Genomic DNA, 15363 nt, shown 5'->3' on the forward strand with positions numbered 1-15363 from the left:
GCGAATCCGACACTTCGCGTTAGCCTGCCTATGCAATGAGCGCACTGGTCCCTGACGTCCCGCAGCACACCCCCGGCGACACCGCGTCGGCGGACGACGCCGTGATGACGCTGACGGGCGAGCGCACCATCCCTGGTGTGGACATCGAGAACTATTGGTTCCGCCGCCACGAGGTCGTCTACCAGCGGCTTGCCGGGCGCTGCGTGGACGCCGACGTGCTCGAGGCCGGCTGCGGCGAGGGCTACGGCGCCGATCTGATCGCCGGCGTCGCCCGCCGCGTCATAGCCGTGGATTACGACGAGGCCGCGGTGGCCCACGTCCGCGGCCGCTACCCCCGGGTGGACGTCATGCAGGCGAACCTCGCACAGCTGCCGCTGCCCGACTCGTCGGTGGATGTTGTGGTCAACTTCCAGGTGATCGAGCACCTGTGGGACCAAACACAGTTCGTCGTGGAGTGCGCCCGGGTGCTGCGGCCGTCGGGGCTGCTGATGATGTCGACCCCCAACCGGATCACCTTCTCCCCCGGCCGTGACACCCCGATCAACCCCTTCCACACCCGGGAACTCAACGCCGCCGAGCTGACCCAGCTGCTCCTCGACGGCGGGTTCGGCGACGTGTCGATCAGCGGCCTGTTCCACGGCCCGCGGCTGCGGGAAATGGATGCCCGGCACGGCGGCTCGATCATCGACGCGCAGATCGCCCGCGCGGTCGCCGATGCGCCGTGGCCACCCGAGCTGGCGGCCGACGTCGCCGCGGTGACCGTTGAGGACTTCGACCTGGTCGAGGCCGGCGAGGGCGCCGGCACCGGCCACCACATCGACGACAGCCTCGACCTGATCGCGATCGCGGTAGCGCCGTGAGCACCGCGCAGAACCGGGTGCCCGGCCTCTTCACCCTGGTTTTGCACACTCACCTGCCCTGGCTGGCCCATCACGGCCGCTGGCCGGTGGGCGAGGAATGGCTCTACCAATCTTGGGCGGCGTCCTACCTGCCGCTGATGCGCGTGCTGAACACGTTGGCCGGGGAAGATCGCCGGGGCCTCATCACGCTCGGCGTCACGCCGGTGGTCAACGCGCAGCTCGACGACCCGTACTGCCTCGACGGCATGCATCACTGGCTGGCCAACTGGCAGCTGCGCGCCCTGGAGGCCACCAGCGTGCGCTCCGCCCCCCGGTCGAAGTCGGCCGGCTACCCGTCGTGCACGCCGGAAGCCCTGCGCGCCTTGGGCATTCGTGAATCCGCCGAGGCCGAAGGGGCGCTGCAGGACTTCGCCACCCTGTGGCGGCACGGCGGCAGCCCGCTGCTGCGCGGCCTGCTCGACGCCGGCACGGTGGAGCTGCTGGGCGGCCCGCTGGCGCATCCGTTCCAGCCGCTGCTGGCGCCGCGGCTGCGGGAGTTCGCGCTGCGCGAGGGCCTGGCCGACGCGCAGGCTCGACTGGCCCGGCGCCCGGGCGGAATCTGGGCGCCCGAATGCGCCTATGCGCCCGGCATGGAGCACGACTACTCGGCCGCGGGCGTCACCCATTTCATGGTCGACGGCCCGTCGCTGCACGGCGACACCGCGCTGGGCCGGCCCGTCGGTGACACCGACGTGGTGGCGTTCGGGCGTGATCTGCAGGTCAGCTACCGGGTGTGGTCACCGAAGTCCGGCTATCCCGGGCACGCCGCCTATCGCGACTTCCACACCTACGACCACCTCACCGGCCTCAAACCGGCCCGGGTGACGGGCCGCAACGTGTCCTCGCAGGACAAGGCGCCCTACGATCCCGAGCGCGCCGACCACGCGGTCGACACGCACGTCGCCGACTTCGTCGAGGTGGTCCGCAACAGGCTGCTCGCGGAGTCCGAGCGCACCGGGCGACCCGCCCATGTCATCGCCGCCTTCGACACCGAGCTGTTCGGCCACTGGTGGTACGAGGGCCCGACGTGGCTGGAGCGGGTGCTGCGGGCCCTGCCCGAGGCGGGGGTTCGGGTGGGCACGCTGTCCGACGCCATCGCCGACGGCTTCGTCGGGAGCCCGGTCGCCCTGCCGCCCAGCTCGTGGGGATCCGGGAAGGACTGGCAGGTGTGGGCCGGCGATCAGGTCGCCGACCTGGTGGCGCTGAACGGCGAAGTGGTCGACATGGCGCTGGGCACCGTCGACAAGGCGCTGTCCCAGACGGCATCGCTGGACGGGCCCATCCCCCGCGACCACGTCGCCGATCAGATCCTGCGCGAAACGCTGCTCACCGTGTCCAGCGACTGGCCGTTCATGGTGAGCAAGGATTCGGCCACCGACTACGCCCGCTACCGCGCCCACCTGCACGCGCACGCCACCCGCGAGATCGCCGACGCGCTGGCGTCGGGCCGGCGCGACACGGCGCAGCGGCTGGCGGAGGGATGGAACCGCGCCGACGGCCTGTTCGGCGCCCTCGACGCCCGCAGGCTGCCCCGATGAGGCGGGCCGCGGCGTGAGAATCCTGATGGTGTCGTGGGAATACCCGCCGGTGGTGATCGGCGGGCTCGGCCGGCACGTGCACCACCTGTCGACCGCCCTGGCCGCCGCGGGTCACGACGTCGTCGTGCTGTCTCGGCGTCCCACCGGAACCGATCCCCGCAGCCATCCGTCGTCGGATCAGATCAGCGAGGGCGTCCGGGTGATCGCGGCCGCCCAGGATCCGCACGAATTCAGCTTCGGCACCGACATGATGGCCTGGACGCTGGCGATGGGCCACTCCATGATCCGCACCGGGCTGCCCCTGACCGAACCGGGCACCAACCGCCCCTGGCGGCCCGACGTCGTGCACGCCCACGACTGGCTGGTGGCCCACCCGGCGATCGCGCTGGCCCAATTCTACGATGCGCCAATGGTTTCCACGATCCACGCGACGGAAGCCGGCCGGCATTCCGGTTGGGTCAGCGGTGCGATCAGCCGTCAGGTGCATGCGGTCGAGTCGTGGCTGGTGCGCGAATCCGACTCGCTGATCACGTGTTCGGCGTCGATGGCCGACGAGATCACCGAACTGTTCGGACCCGGCCTGGCCGAGATCACGGTGATCTGCAACGGCATCGAGACGGCGCGGTGGCCCTTTGCCGCGCGCCGCCCGCGCACCGGGCCGGCCGAACTGCTGTATCTGGGCCGGCTGGAATACGAGAAGGGCGTGCACGACGTCATCGCCGCGCTCCCGCGGATCAGGCGCAGCCACCCCGGCACCACCCTGACCATCGCCGGCGAGGGCACCCAGCAGGCGTGGCTCGTCGAGCAGGCCCGAAAACACCGGGTGCTCAAGGCGATCCGGTTCGTCGGGCACCTCGAACACACCGAGCTGCTGGCCGTCCTGCACCGCGCCGACGCCGCGGTGCTGCCCAGTCACTACGAGCCGTTCGGGATCGTGGCCCTGGAGGCGGCCGCGGCCGGCACTCCCCTGGTGACCTCGGACATCGGCGGCCTGGGCGAGGCGGTGATCAACGGCCAGACCGGTGTCTCGTGCCCGCCTCGCGACGTGGCCCGGCTGGCCGCGGCAGTGCGCACCGTGCTCGACGATCCGCAGGCCGCGCAGCGGCGCGCCCACGCCGCCCGCGAACGGCTCACGTCGGATTTCGACTGGCACACGGTGGCCGAGAAGACGGCGCAGGTGTACCTGTCGGCCAAGCGTGGGGTGCGCCAGCCGCACGCCCGGCTGCCCATCGTCGAGCACGCCCTGCCGGACCGGTAGGCGCTAACGTTTCAGGCATGGGGCTGGAGTATTCGAGCGTCGTGGACGCCGGAATCACCGACGTCTTCGACTGGTATGCCAGGCCCGGGGCGTTCGCCCGGCTCTCGCCGCCGTGGCAGCCGATGCGCCTGGTCACCGAGGCCGCCTCGCTCGAAGACGGGCGCGCGACGCTGGCGCTGCCCGGCGGCCTGCGCTGGGTCGCCGTCCATCAGCCGGACGGCTACGACCCGCCGCGCCGGTTCGTCGACACCATCGGCGGCGACGGCCTGGCGACCCTCCCGGCGCGAATCGCCGTGCGCTGGCGTCACATTCATGAGTTCGAGGACCTCGGCGGCAACCGCACCAGGGTGATCGACCGGGTCGAGACGCCGGTGCCCGGGTCGCTGTTGCGGCCCATGTTCGACTACCGGCACCGGCAGTTGGCCGACGACATGGCCGCGCACCGGTTGGCCGCCGAGAACGGGCTGCGGCCGATGACGATCGCGGTCACCGGCTCGTCGGGACTGGTCGGTTCGGCGTTGACCGCCTTCCTGCGCACCGGCGGGCATCGGGTGGTCCAGCTGGTCCGGCGTGCCGCGCGCGGCGACGACGAGCGGCGCTGGAACCCCGACGATCCCCACCCGGGGCTGTTCGACGGTGTCGACGCGGTGATCCACCTGGCGGGAGCATCCATCGCCGGCCGGTTCACCGACAAACACCGGAACGCCATCCGGGACAGCAGGATTGAGCCGACCCGGCGGCTGGCCGAACTGCTGAGCCGCAGCGCGCCGCGCCCCGCCACACTGATCTCGGCGTCGGCGATCGGCTACTACGGGTACGACCGTGGCGATGAAACGCTCACCGAGGACAGCGATCGGGGCGACGGGTTTCTGGCGGACGTGGTGACCGACTGGGAGGCGGCGACCGCGCCGGCGCAGCAGGCCGGGGTGCGGGTGGTGCGGGTGCGCACCGGCATCGTGCAATCGCCCGCCGGTGGCACCCTGAGGCTGATGCGCCCGCTGTTCGGCGCCGGGCTGGGCGGCCGGCTGGGTGACGGTCGCCAGTGGCTGTCCTGGATCGGCATCGACGACCTGGTGGACGTCTACCACCGCGCGCTCTGGGACGCCACGTTGTCGGGCCCGGTGAATGCCGTTGCGCCACAACCGGTCCGCAACCGCGAATACACCGCCACCCTGGCGTCGGTGCTGCACCGGCGGGCGGTGGTGCCGGTGCCATCGCTGGGTCCGCGGCTGCTGCTGGGCGGGCAGGGCGCCCGCGAACTGGCGACCGCGAGCCAGCGGGTGGCTCCGGCCAAGCTGGCCGCCGCGGGGCACCGGTTCCGCCGGCCCGACCTCGAGGGGGCGCTACGCCACCTGTTGGGCCGCACCGGTTGACGACGCTCTGATCCGCGTGGACACCGGCCACCTCCCTGGAAGGGCGGCTACTCGTCGGCGTCTCTGCCGTCGCGGCTGTGCTGATAGGCGCGGGCGCGCAGATCCGCCAACCACCTGGGGTGCAGGCTCAGCCCGGGCGCCGTGTTGAGGACGGGGTCGAACGACACGTCGTGGTCGCGCTCGGGATCGATCGCGGTGGTCAGGGTCAGGCGGGCCAAGGGTGTGAAAGCGCCTCTGCCGCAGGCCTGGTCGAGCGCCACCTCGATGTTGCTGCGCTCGAGCTTCGCCCGGACGCTGTCCAGCGACAGTCCCGTGCCGCCGATCTCGCTGGAGGTTCGGGCTCGCAGCCACCAGTTGTTGTCCTGATAGTGCAGCGGCATCAGTGTGGTCAGCGTTTGACCGTTCCACGACGTGACCGGCCGCAGCGCCAGCGCGCGCGACAGCACGCCCGACCCCGAGGAGACCAGCAGGATGTCCCACGGCTTGTCCGAGGGCTCCGGTGGGGGCAGCCGGAAGGCCAGCCCGATGAAGTCGGGCAGCGCCCCTGGCGTGCCGGTGGCTTTCGACACGCGCGCAACAATCTGCGACGAGGCGACCGGCAGGCCCTGATTCGCGGGGGCGACGCGCTCGATGAAGCCCTCCGCCAGCACTCCGGTCGGGTGGAAGAAGCGCTTACCCCGGATCGCCGAGCCCCACTGGAAGGGCAACGCCGCAAGTTCGAAAACGTTCACCGGCGGCGGATTCCCATTCCGCGGCCGGGGAAACGGGACGAGCGATTCGGGTGTCGACTAGATCATTCGCAGAACGGGCAACGGTTGTTGTTGCGGAGCGGGACTGTAGGTGTGGCTGTCGATGTAGACCTGCGCCATGACCGCCTGCCAGGACTCGATCTGGGGCGAGGATTTCCAGGTGCCCTCGATCAATCCCACGATCACGGCGTTGTTGTCGTCGGTGAGCGCGTAGACCGGACCGCCGAAGTCCCGGCTGCCGAACCCCATGTCGGTCATGGCGAAACGGCCATTACCCACCGAGCTGACCGAACCGCATCGTTGGCCGGCCGCGCTGCGCAGCTGACACACCGGCATGCCCGGTTGCGCGCGCAGGCCGGGGGTGGACGTCAGACGGCGCCCCGTCGGCAGCACATTGCTGACCGTCGCGTCCGGCGCGATCGCGATGACTTCGTATTCCACGGGCAGCATCGAGGTGTCCGCTCCTGACTCGGCCTCCACCTGGCGGCGCCCGAGCACCACCGAGCCGATCGGCTTGCGGTCCCGGTCGGTGACCATCGACGTCCCGCCGTCGCACTGGCCACTGGTCACGGCGACGCGTAGCCGCGGCTCAACCAGTCCGACCAGGCAGACCGTGTTACCTTGGCGGATCTCCATTCCGGGGAACACCGTGCTGCCCGGGTCGGCGCCCGCCTGAGCCGGTGCAAAGATGAGCGACGCCGCGGACGCGGTGGTGATCGCTAGCCGGTACCACCGGCTGCCGAGTTCTTCCATTGGGACGCATCACCCCTCACGTCCACCATGGGGCCTATCGCGTTGACTACTTGACACGCGTATACCCGTCGTTCCCGCGGTCAAACCACGCGGGGACCAGCCGAGAAGCGAACACGTGCCAGCGGACAAAGGCCAGGAAACGAATGCTCCACCTCGGCCCTCCGGCAACCCGTTGCAGTGATCATGGTTTCGGCTCGCCGCCCAGTTCGTCGCCGAAGCGCCGCAACGCATCGATCAGCGCGCGAAGCACTCGGTGGGCGGCGCTGAGGTCCCCATCGGGTAGGTCGCTGAGCGCGACCTGGGTATGGGTGCCCAGCGGGCTGAAGAACGATCGTGCGGTGGCCACGCCGGATTCGTCGTTGCGCAGCACCACCTTTCGGCGGTCGCCGGGATGATTGTCCCGACGGATGTGACCCCCGTCGATGAGCCGGTCCACCAAGTAGGTGATCGCGGATCCCGACAACCCCATCCGGTGGCTGAGGTCGCCGGAGGTCATCGGCCGCCCCCCGTTTTCGGCCGCCATGATATGGAGGAGGGCGCGAAAATCGTTGACTCGCAAGCTATGTGTCGGCGCGAACAGACGGCCGATCTGATCGGACTCGGTTGACAGTTCCCGCAGATCGGCCGAGATCAGCGACTCCAGCTCGTCGCGGCCGCAGCGCTGGGCATCAGCGTCCATAACTCTGTGCAGCATATCCCCGATCGGCCGTCCATTTCAGTTACTTAATGGTTAAGCGAGAAGCTGCGACGACGGGCCGGATGGGGCACGCCGGCGTCCCGCCCGGGTGGCGCATCGCGCTGATGTTCATTAAATTAATGTTTAAGTTACTGAACAAGGTGGTATCTGGGTAGCGGGCGACGCGGGACGCGTCTGACGGTCGGCGCTGTGGTTTTGCCCGCCTCATCGGCGGGTATGACGCGTGTGTTTAGACCGCTCAGGCCTGGGCATGCCAAGCCGTCCAGGAGGGAGCGCTTGCGCACAATGAGGGCTTTGTCGTTTTCACCGGCCACGGCGTCGCCGCCGGTGGCGATCGGTTGGTGCAACGCCGACGACTTCGAAGCATGGCGGTCGAACGTACGGCGGATGGTGTTGGGCGACGTCGCCGACTTCGTCGCCGCGCGACGCGTCGGCGAACTGGACGAGGCGCGCGTCGACGCCGCCGGCGACATTCTGGTGCAGTTCGTCTCCGGCGGAAAATGCCTGCGGTCCACCTTCGCCTACCTGGGTTGGCTGTGCGGCGCGCCGCCCGACGACGCCGCCCGGCGTGCCGCGGCCAGTTTCGAACTGCTGCACGCCTTTGCGTTGCTGCAAGACGACGTCATGGACGGTTCCGCCGAACGGCGCGGCCGCCCCTCGGCGCACCGGCAATTCGGCCAATGGCACCGCGAGCGCGGATTGTCCGGCTCCTCGCAGCGATTCGGCGAATCGGCCGCCATTCTGCTCGGCGACCTCTGCCTCATCTGGGCCGAACAGATGCTGCGCGACAGCGGCGTCGAACCCCTGCGCCTGCAACGCGCGTGGCCCCGCTACGACGCCATGCGCACCGAGCTCGCCGTCGGGCAATTCGCCGACTTGACCAACGATGCACGACGGATGCCCGCGCTGGACGTCGTGCTCGACGTGGCACGGCGTAAGTCGGGCAACTACACCGTGCGCCGGCCGCTGGAAATCGGGGCGGCGATGGGCGGCTGCGACGATCGGACGCTGTCCCAGCTGGGCCGCTACGGCGCCGCTGTCGGCGAGGCATTCCAGCTCCGCGACGACGTGCTCGGCGTCTTCGGTTCGCCGGCCGTCACGGGCAAGCCCTGCGCGGGCGATCTGCTCGAGCGCAAGGCGACCAGCGTCGTGGCGGCCGCCCACCAGCTGGCCGATGCGCCGGCCCGGCGTGAACTCCACGAGCTCGCGAATCGTGCAACCCTCGACGACACCGCGATCGAGAGGTGGAAAGCGCTCATCGTCGAGACGGGCGCCGTGCAGCTGATCGAGGGGATGATCGGCGACCGCGTCGCATCCGCGTGCGACCACCTCGCCGACCTGCCGATCGACGGGCCAGTTCGCACCGCGCTGGCCGAGATGGCTGCCGTCTGCACGGATCGCGCCGAATGACCAGCACCGACCGGGGAGCCTGTTGATCATGCGGACCATCGAAGGGCGCGGGGATCACGTGGTGGTGGTCGGCGCCGGACTGGCCGGCCTCGCCGCGGCGTTGCACCTGGCCGGCCGGGGCCGCGCGGTCACGGTGGTCGAGCGCGAGCCGTGGCCCGGCGGCCGGGCCGGACGCCTCGACATCGGCGGCTACCGCATCGACACCGGCCCGACGGTGCTTACCATGCCGGACATCATCGACGAGACGTTCGCAGCGGTCGGCGAAAAGCTATGCGACCGGATGGAGCTGCTCACCGTCGACCCGGCCTATCGCGCCGTGTTCGCCGACGGCAGCGCGCTGGACGTGCACAGCGACGCGGACCGGATGGCCGACGCCGTCGCGGAGTTCGCTGGCTTCGGGCAGGCAGCGGGCTACCGACGGCTTCGACAGTGGCTGACGCGGTTGTACCGCACCGAGTTCGACGGGTTCATCGCCGCGAACTTCGACTCGCCGCTGTCGCTGCTCACGCCGCAGCTGGCGCGGCTGACCGCGATCGGCGGCTTCCGCAAATGGGACCGGATGGTCAAGCGCTACATCAGCGACCCGCGGCTGCAGCGGATCTTCACCTTCCAGTCGTTGTACGCCGGCGTGGCGCCGCGCGACGCCCTGGCGGTCTACGCGGTGATCGCCTACATGGACACCATCTCGGGCGTGGTGTTTCCGCGTGGCGGGGTACGGGCGCTGCCCGACGCGCTGGCCGCGGCCGCCGCCGCCGCCGGTGTCGAATTCCGTTACAACACAACAGTTACCGCGCTCGAGCGGTCCGGCGGCAGGGTCGGCGCCGTGGTGACCGAGCAATCCGGACGCATCGCCTGCGACGCGGTGGTGTTGACGACCGAACTGCCGCAGACCTACGCGATGCTGGGCCGCGCGCCGCGCCGAGCGGTGCGGCTGCACCCCTCGCCGTCGGCCGTCGTGGCGCACCTGGGTTGTCCGGCCGTCGAATCCCCGACCGCCCACCACACCATCCTGTTCGGCGAGGCATGGAATCAGACGTTCACCGACATCGTCGATGACGGACAACTCATGCGGGATCCGTCGTTGCTGGTGACCCGGCCGACGGCCAGCGACCCCACCCTGGCGCCGCACGGGCGCGATCTGCTCTACGTGCTCGCCCCCGCGCCGAACCTGGATCGCGGCACCATCGATTGGGCCGGCGCCGGTGGCCCCTATGTCGAGGACATGATCGCGCTCGTCGCCGACCGGCTGCTGCCCGGTTTGGCGCACGACGCAACGGTTTTGGGTGTCGTCACGCCCGCCGACTGGGCGCGTCAGGGCATGGCCGCCGGCAGTCCGTTCGCGCTCGCCCACACGTTCGGCCAGACGGGTCCGTTTCGCCCCGGCAACATGGTGCGCGGCATCGACAACGCGGTGCTCGCCGGGTCCTCCACGGTGCCCGGGGTCGGCGTGCCGACCACGCTGATTTCCGGGCGGCTCGCCGCCGACCGCATCACCGGCGTCGCCGCGCGGGCGACGACGCGCTTCGACATGAAAGCGAGGCTGCCGTGATGCGCAGCGAGCTGACCGCGGCCGGGATCGACGATCCCCGGCTGCGCGACGGGTATCGCCGGTGCCGGGAACTCAATGCCGCGCATGGCCGCACGTTCTTTTTGGCCACCCGGCTGCTCGCACCCGACCAGCGACCACCGGTGCACGCGCTGTACGGCTTCGCCCGCTACGCCGACGACATCCTCGACGATCTCGACCCGAGCGTCGGCGCCGACGTCCGCGGCCGCAGGCTTCAGCAGCTGTCGGAGCGGTTCTTTTCCGGCGACGCTCATCTGGACGACCCGCTCGTGGCCGCCGTGACACACACGGTGCGGCGTTATCGGATCAGCGCGGATCTGTTCGAGGACTTCTTGGCGTCGATGCGGATGGATCTCACGGTCACCGACTATCCGGACCGCAAGGCCCTCAACCGCTATATGCGCGGCTCCGCGGAAGCCATTGGCCTGCAAGTGCTTCCGATATTGGGAACGGTGACGCCGGTGCACGAGGCGGAGCCGTACGCCGCGGCGCTGGGCCGGGCGTTCCAGCTCACCAACTTCCTGCGTGATGTCGACGAGGACCTGCAGCGCGGCCGGGTTTACCTGCCGGCCGACGAACTGGCCGCCGACGGGGTCGACCGGGAGCTGTTGATGTGGTGTCACACGCACCGCCGCACCGACCCGCGGGTGCGCCGGGCCCTGGTCGCCCAGCACGAAATCGCCCGGCAGACCTACCGATTCGCCGCCGACGGGATCGCCACGCTGGCCCGCCGCTCACGACCGTGCGTCGCGACCGCGGCGGCGCTGTACTCGGAGATCCTGGACTGCATCGAAAGAAGCGACTTCGCGGTGTTCGATCGCCGGGCCACCGTCGGCACCGCGCGACGGCTCCGGGTCGCCGGCGCCGGACTGATACGGTCGTGGCGGGCGCGGAACGACGCGCGGGGCGTTCGTCAATCGGGGGCCGCATGAGCGATCGGTGGCAATACCTGGCGGTGCTGGCCGCCTGCCTGGTGATCACCGCGCCGCTGGAAATCTTCGGCCCCGGCGTCTACCGCCAGTGGCGACGTGTCGTCAAGGCGGTCGTGCCGGTGGCCGCGGTGTTCTTGCTCTGGGATGAGATCGCCGTCGCCGCGCACATCTGGACGTACGACCGCGCCTACCTGTGCGGCCTGGGCATCCCGTTCCGGGTCCCGATCGAAGAGGTGCTGTTCTTCCTCGTCATCCCGATCTGCGCGTTGCTGACCTACAACGCCGTGACCACCATCCTGGCGAAGGTGCGCCGCCGGTGACGGGCATCGGTTACACGCTGCCGGCCGCGCTGGCGGTATTGCTGGTCTGCGCACTGGAATTGGCGGTATTGCGGACCGGGCTCTTCCGGCGTCCGGCGTACTGGCTGTCGATGGTGATCGTGCTGGGCTTCCAGATCCCGGTGGACGGCTGGCTAACCAAACTCAGCTCCCCCATCGTCATCTATGACGATCGGCAGCTGAGCGGCGTGCGCTTCCCGTTCGACATCCCGGTCGAAGACTTTCTGTTCGGCTTCGCGTTGGTCACCGCGGTGCTGCTGTTGTGGGAGCGGCAACGTGCGCCTCGGTGATGCGGGCACCGCGCCCGGCGACTTGACGGCCGCGTTCGACGCGGGCGCGCCGGCCTACGACCGGCTGGTCGGCGCCAGCCCCGGTTACCACGCGCAGCTGATGCTGTCGGCGCGCCGGATGCGAATCCCGGCCCGCGGCAAGGGGTTACGGTTGCTCGATGCCGGCTGCGGCACTGGTGCTTCGACGGCCGCGCTGCTCGCCGTCGCCCCGGAGGCCGACATCGTCGCCGTGGACGCGTCGCGCGGCATGCTGGACGCGGCGCACGCCAAGCAGTGGCCCGCCTCGGTGCGCTTCGTGCACACCGCGGTCGAACAGCTGGCCGAGCACGGGATCACCGGACCGTTCGACGGCATCCTGGCGGCCTACCTGATCCGCAACGTCGCCGACCGCGATGCACAGTTGCGCAGGTTCCGCACGCTGTTGCGCCCGGGCGGCACCCTGGCGGTGCACGAGTATTCGGTGCGCGACTCCCCCGCGGCCACCCGCATCTGGCACGCCGTGTGTTGGGGCATCATCATTCCCGCCGGATGGTGGCGCACCCGCGACGCCGGACTGTATCGCTATCTGTGGCGCAGCGTGCTGGAGTTCGACGGCGCCGAGCGGTTCCGGACCCGCCTGGCCGACGCCGGCTTCACCGCGGTGCACAGCGAGACGATGCCCGGCTGGGAAGCCAACATCGTGCACACCTTCTTAGCGGATGCGCCGCGATGACCGCCGATCGGCGGCGCCGAACATTCGCCGCCCCAACGGGATTGGCGGACGCCGGCGCGCTGCCCGCACGCCCGCGGGTGGCGGTCGTCGGCGGCGGGATCGCCGGGCTGACGGCGGCCACCGGCCTGGCCGAGCGCGGCGTCGCCGTCGAGGTCATCGAAAGCGAGGACTACCTCGGCGGCCGGGTGGGGGGCTGGACCGAGCGCGACGGCGGCGCCGAGCTCGCGATGAACCGCGGCTTTCACGCGTTCTTCCGGCAGTATTACAACCTGCGCGCCCTGCTGAGCCGCATCGACCCGCAATTGCGGATGCTCACTCCCGTGCAGGATTACCCGCTGATCGACGGCGCCGGCCGGCGCGACAGCTTCCGCGGGCTGCCGCGCACGCCGCCGTGGAACGCCGTCGTCTTCGCGGCGCGCAGCCCGACGTTCCGGCTTCGTGACTTCACCCGCATCGACGCGCGCGCGGCCGCGCCCCTGGCGGCCGTATCGGTGCCCGGAACCTACCAGCGCCTGGACCACACCGACGCCGCGACTTTTCTCTCCGACATCCGATTCCCCGAGGCCGCACGGCATCTGGCGTTCGAGGTGTTCTCCCGCAGCTTCTTCGCCGACCCCGCCGAGCTGTCCGCGGCCGAGTTGGCGACCATGTTCCACATCTACTTCCTGGGCTCCTCCGAAGGCCTGATCTTCGACGTGCCGTCGGCGAACTACGACAGCGCGCTGTGGCGGCCGCTGCGCGACTACCTCGAGCGGCGGGGCGTGCGATTCAGGCTCGCCACCAAAGTCCTGCGCATCGACGCCGACCCGGCGAAGCCTTTCCGGCTGCACACCGATTCCGACGACCGCGACGAGGTCGACGCCGTCGTATTGGCCACCGACACCACGGGCCTGCAGCGGATCGTCGCGGCGTCGAACGACCTGGGCACCGAGGCCTGGCGCACCCAGATCTCGCGGCAGCGCACCGCTCCGCCGTTCGCCGTGCACCGGTTGTGGCTCGACCGCCCGGTCGCACCGCACCGGCCGGCGTTCCTGGGCACCGCGGGCCACGAACCGCTCGACAACATCAGCGTGCTGGAGCGCTACGAACGCGAAGCACGCGACTGGGCCGGCGCGCATCACGGCTCCGTCGTCGAGTTGCACTCCTACGCACTGGATTCCGCGCCCTCCCGCGCCGCCTCCCTACGACAGCTGCACAGGGTGTATCCGGAAACCGCTGCGGCACAGATCGTGCACGAGAAATTGCTGCATCGCAGCGACTGTCCGCTGTTTGCGCCGGGCTCCTATCCCTTCCGTCCCCCGGTGCGCACCCCCACCCCGGGCGTGGTGCTGGCCGGCGACGCCATCCGCATCGACTTGCCGGTGGCGCTCATGGAGCGCGCGGCCACCACCGGCTGGTGCGCCGCGAACCAACTCCTGCAACGATGGGGTTTAGCCGGACATCCGTTGGCCACGGTACCCACCCAAGGCCGGTCACCGCTGCTTCGATGGCTTGCCGCCCGCGAAAGATCCACCACATGAAGCTCGGAGCACAGCTACAGCAGCGACTGTCCGCCGCCCGGGCCAAAGGGTGGCCACTGCAGGTGATCCCGCGCGGGTCATGGGCCGATCAGCGCCCGACCTACCGCGACGCACAACCCGCCATCATCGAGGGCGCACTGCGCCGCTCGCAGCGCAGACCCACCGGCAACTGGTATGCCTTCGCCGCCAGCCGACAGGTGCCCGCCGGGCGCCCCTACGGCACCCGCGTCGCCGGTGTCGAGGTGGTGGCCTGGCGCGACGAACGCGGGCGGTTGTGCGTGGGGCCGCGCAGTTGCCCCCATTTGGGCGCCGACCTCGCCACCGGCGCCGTGCACCGGGGCGCGCTGATCTGCCGCTGGCACGGGCTGAGGCTGGACGGACAGGCTGGCGAATTCGGGTGGAGCCCGTTGCCCAGTCACGACGACGGCGTGTTGGCGTGGGTGCGCCTGGACGCGGTGGGCAAGGAGGACCCGCTGGACCGGCCGGTGATCGCGCAACGGCCCACCGGTGACACCCTGAGCGCGGTCGCCCGCGTGGTGGGCGTCTGCGAACCGGCCGACGTCATCGCCAACCGGCTCGATCCCTGGCATGGCGCGTGGTTTCACCCCTACTCGTTCACCCGGCTCGACGTGCTCACCACGCCCACCGAAGAGGCGGACCGATTCCTGGTGGCGGTGACCTTCCGGATGGGACGCGTCGGCGTGCCCGTCATCGCGGAGTTCACCTGCCCGGAGGCACGCACCATCGTCATGCGCATCGTGGACGGCGAGGGGACGGGCAGCGTCGTCGAAACCCATGCGACCCCACTGGGTTCGAACCCCGACGGTCGGCCGCGCACCGCGGTCCTGGAGGCCACCATCGCGCATTCGGACCGGCCCGGCTTCGCGCGCGCCGCTCGGGCGGCGCCGCTGATCACCCCGCTCATGCGATACGCGGCGACCAAGCTCTGGCGCGACGACCTCGCCTATGCCGAGCGTCGCTACCAGGTTCGCGCCGGACTCGGCTGATCCAGCCCGGCGTCGGGCGAGGGGTCGGGCCGGTGGCCGGCCGATCGCCGGCGCAGCACCCACACCGTGCCCGCCAGCAGGGCCGCCGCCACCGCGAGCGCGGTGGGCCACATGGCCAACTGCGCAAGCCACAAACGCCGTTGCAGGCGCAGCACTTTGCGCTCGGCGCGTCCCAGCCGTCGTGACGTCTCGATCACAGTCATCGCCACATCAGATACCCGGAGCGAACCCGTTCAAACCGCCGCGCCCGGCGGCGAGGCGGTTACGCCAATCCCTTAACCATTCAGAAGATGAATCACCGAATCCGACGGTTCGGGCTC

Annotated in this window: 16 protein-coding genes; 12 read left to right on the plus strand and 4 right to left on the minus strand. The window is 70.4% G+C overall.

What is annotated here, in order from left to right; all coding sequences use genetic code 11:
* The first annotated feature begins 35 nt into the window (after positions 1-35).
* The 4 genes from AC5Y5B_RS11105 to AC5Y5B_RS11120 are packed head-to-tail and all read left to right on the plus strand — an operon-like array spanning position 36 to position 5068.
* Positions 36-860 (plus strand): class I SAM-dependent methyltransferase, encoded by an 825-nt coding sequence (locus AC5Y5B_RS11105; RefSeq protein ID WP_500005354.1) that lies wholly within the window; start codon positions 36-38, stop codon positions 858-860.
* Positions 857-2437, plus strand: a complete 1581-nt coding sequence (locus AC5Y5B_RS11110; RefSeq protein WP_500005355.1) for a 1,4-alpha-glucan branching protein domain-containing protein — start codon at positions 857-859, stop codon at positions 2435-2437. The genes AC5Y5B_RS11105 and AC5Y5B_RS11110 overlap by 4 nt, the downstream gene beginning before the upstream one ends.
* 13 nt (positions 2438-2450) lie before the next feature.
* Complete coding sequence (locus tag AC5Y5B_RS11115; protein ID WP_112634933.1) at positions 2451-3695, plus strand: glycosyltransferase family 4 protein; 1245 nt, start codon at positions 2451-2453, stop codon at positions 3693-3695.
* 17 nt (positions 3696-3712) lie between these two features.
* Positions 3713-5068: a TIGR01777 family oxidoreductase gene (locus AC5Y5B_RS11120; RefSeq protein ID WP_112634932.1), complete on the plus strand. Its 1356-nt coding sequence runs from the start codon at positions 3713-3715 to the stop codon at positions 5066-5068.
* 47 nt (positions 5069-5115) lie between these two features.
* Here the strand turns inward: AC5Y5B_RS11120 and AC5Y5B_RS11125 are convergent, their stop codons facing one another.
* From AC5Y5B_RS11125 to AC5Y5B_RS11135, 3 genes are all read right to left on the minus strand, one after another.
* Positions 5116-5799 (minus strand): phosphodiesterase, encoded by a 684-nt coding sequence (locus AC5Y5B_RS11125; protein ID WP_112634931.1) that lies wholly within the window; start codon positions 5797-5799, stop codon positions 5116-5118.
* 57 nt (positions 5800-5856) lie between these two features.
* Positions 5857-6570: an Rv1815 family serine proteinase gene (locus AC5Y5B_RS11130; protein ID WP_112634930.1), complete on the minus strand. Its 714-nt coding sequence runs from the start codon at positions 6568-6570 to the stop codon at positions 5857-5859.
* A gap of 181 nt (positions 6571-6751) precedes the next feature.
* Entirely contained in the window at positions 6752-7264 is a 513-nt protein-coding gene (locus AC5Y5B_RS11135; protein ID WP_112634929.1) for a MarR family winged helix-turn-helix transcriptional regulator, read from the minus strand.
* A gap of 288 nt (positions 7265-7552) precedes the next feature.
* Here AC5Y5B_RS11135 and AC5Y5B_RS11140 point away from each other — a divergent pair, with 288 nt between their 5' ends.
* From AC5Y5B_RS11140 to AC5Y5B_RS11175, 8 genes are read left to right on the plus strand one after another with little or no spacing between them, the layout of a single operon-like run.
* A complete protein-coding gene (locus tag AC5Y5B_RS11140) occupies positions 7553-8677 on the plus strand; it encodes a polyprenyl synthetase family protein (RefSeq protein ID WP_112634928.1) in 1125 nt (374 codons plus the stop codon).
* 28 nt (positions 8678-8705) lie between these two features.
* Complete coding sequence (gene crtI, locus AC5Y5B_RS11145; RefSeq protein WP_112634927.1) at positions 8706-10226, plus strand: phytoene desaturase family protein; 1521 nt, start codon at positions 8706-8708, stop codon at positions 10224-10226.
* Positions 10223-11176 (plus strand): phytoene/squalene synthase family protein, encoded by a 954-nt coding sequence (locus AC5Y5B_RS11150; RefSeq protein ID WP_112634926.1) that lies wholly within the window; start codon positions 10223-10225, stop codon positions 11174-11176. The genes crtI and AC5Y5B_RS11150 overlap by 4 nt, the downstream gene beginning before the upstream one ends.
* Positions 11173-11496: a lycopene cyclase domain-containing protein gene (locus AC5Y5B_RS11155; protein WP_112634925.1), complete on the plus strand. Its 324-nt coding sequence runs from the start codon at positions 11173-11175 to the stop codon at positions 11494-11496. Before AC5Y5B_RS11150 ends, AC5Y5B_RS11155 begins: the two co-directional genes overlap by 4 nt.
* Positions 11493-11804 (plus strand): lycopene cyclase domain-containing protein, encoded by a 312-nt coding sequence (locus AC5Y5B_RS11160; protein WP_112634924.1) that lies wholly within the window; start codon positions 11493-11495, stop codon positions 11802-11804. Before AC5Y5B_RS11155 ends, AC5Y5B_RS11160 begins: the two co-directional genes overlap by 4 nt.
* Positions 11791-12516 carry a class I SAM-dependent methyltransferase gene (locus AC5Y5B_RS11165; RefSeq protein ID WP_112634923.1) on the plus strand — a complete coding sequence of 242 codons (726 nt, stop codon included), beginning with the start codon at positions 11791-11793 and terminating at the stop codon, positions 12514-12516. Before AC5Y5B_RS11160 ends, AC5Y5B_RS11165 begins: the two co-directional genes overlap by 14 nt.
* On the plus strand, positions 12513-14036 hold the full coding sequence (locus tag AC5Y5B_RS11170) for a hydroxysqualene dehydroxylase (RefSeq protein WP_112634922.1): 1524 nt from the start codon (positions 12513-12515) through the stop codon (positions 14034-14036). Before AC5Y5B_RS11165 ends, AC5Y5B_RS11170 begins: the two co-directional genes overlap by 4 nt.
* Positions 14033-15043: a Rieske (2Fe-2S) protein gene (locus tag AC5Y5B_RS11175; protein WP_112634921.1), complete on the plus strand. Its 1011-nt coding sequence runs from the start codon at positions 14033-14035 to the stop codon at positions 15041-15043. Before AC5Y5B_RS11170 ends, AC5Y5B_RS11175 begins: the two co-directional genes overlap by 4 nt.
* On the opposite strand, the gene AC5Y5B_RS11180 is transcribed toward AC5Y5B_RS11175, so the two are convergent.
* Positions 15016-15246, minus strand: a complete 231-nt coding sequence (locus tag AC5Y5B_RS11180; RefSeq protein WP_112634920.1) for a hypothetical protein — start codon at positions 15244-15246, stop codon at positions 15016-15018. The genes AC5Y5B_RS11175 and AC5Y5B_RS11180 overlap by 28 nt on opposite strands.
* Positions 15247-15363: the final 117 nt, after the last annotated feature.

The organism is Mycobacterium sp. NGS33 (assembly GCF_059812885.1).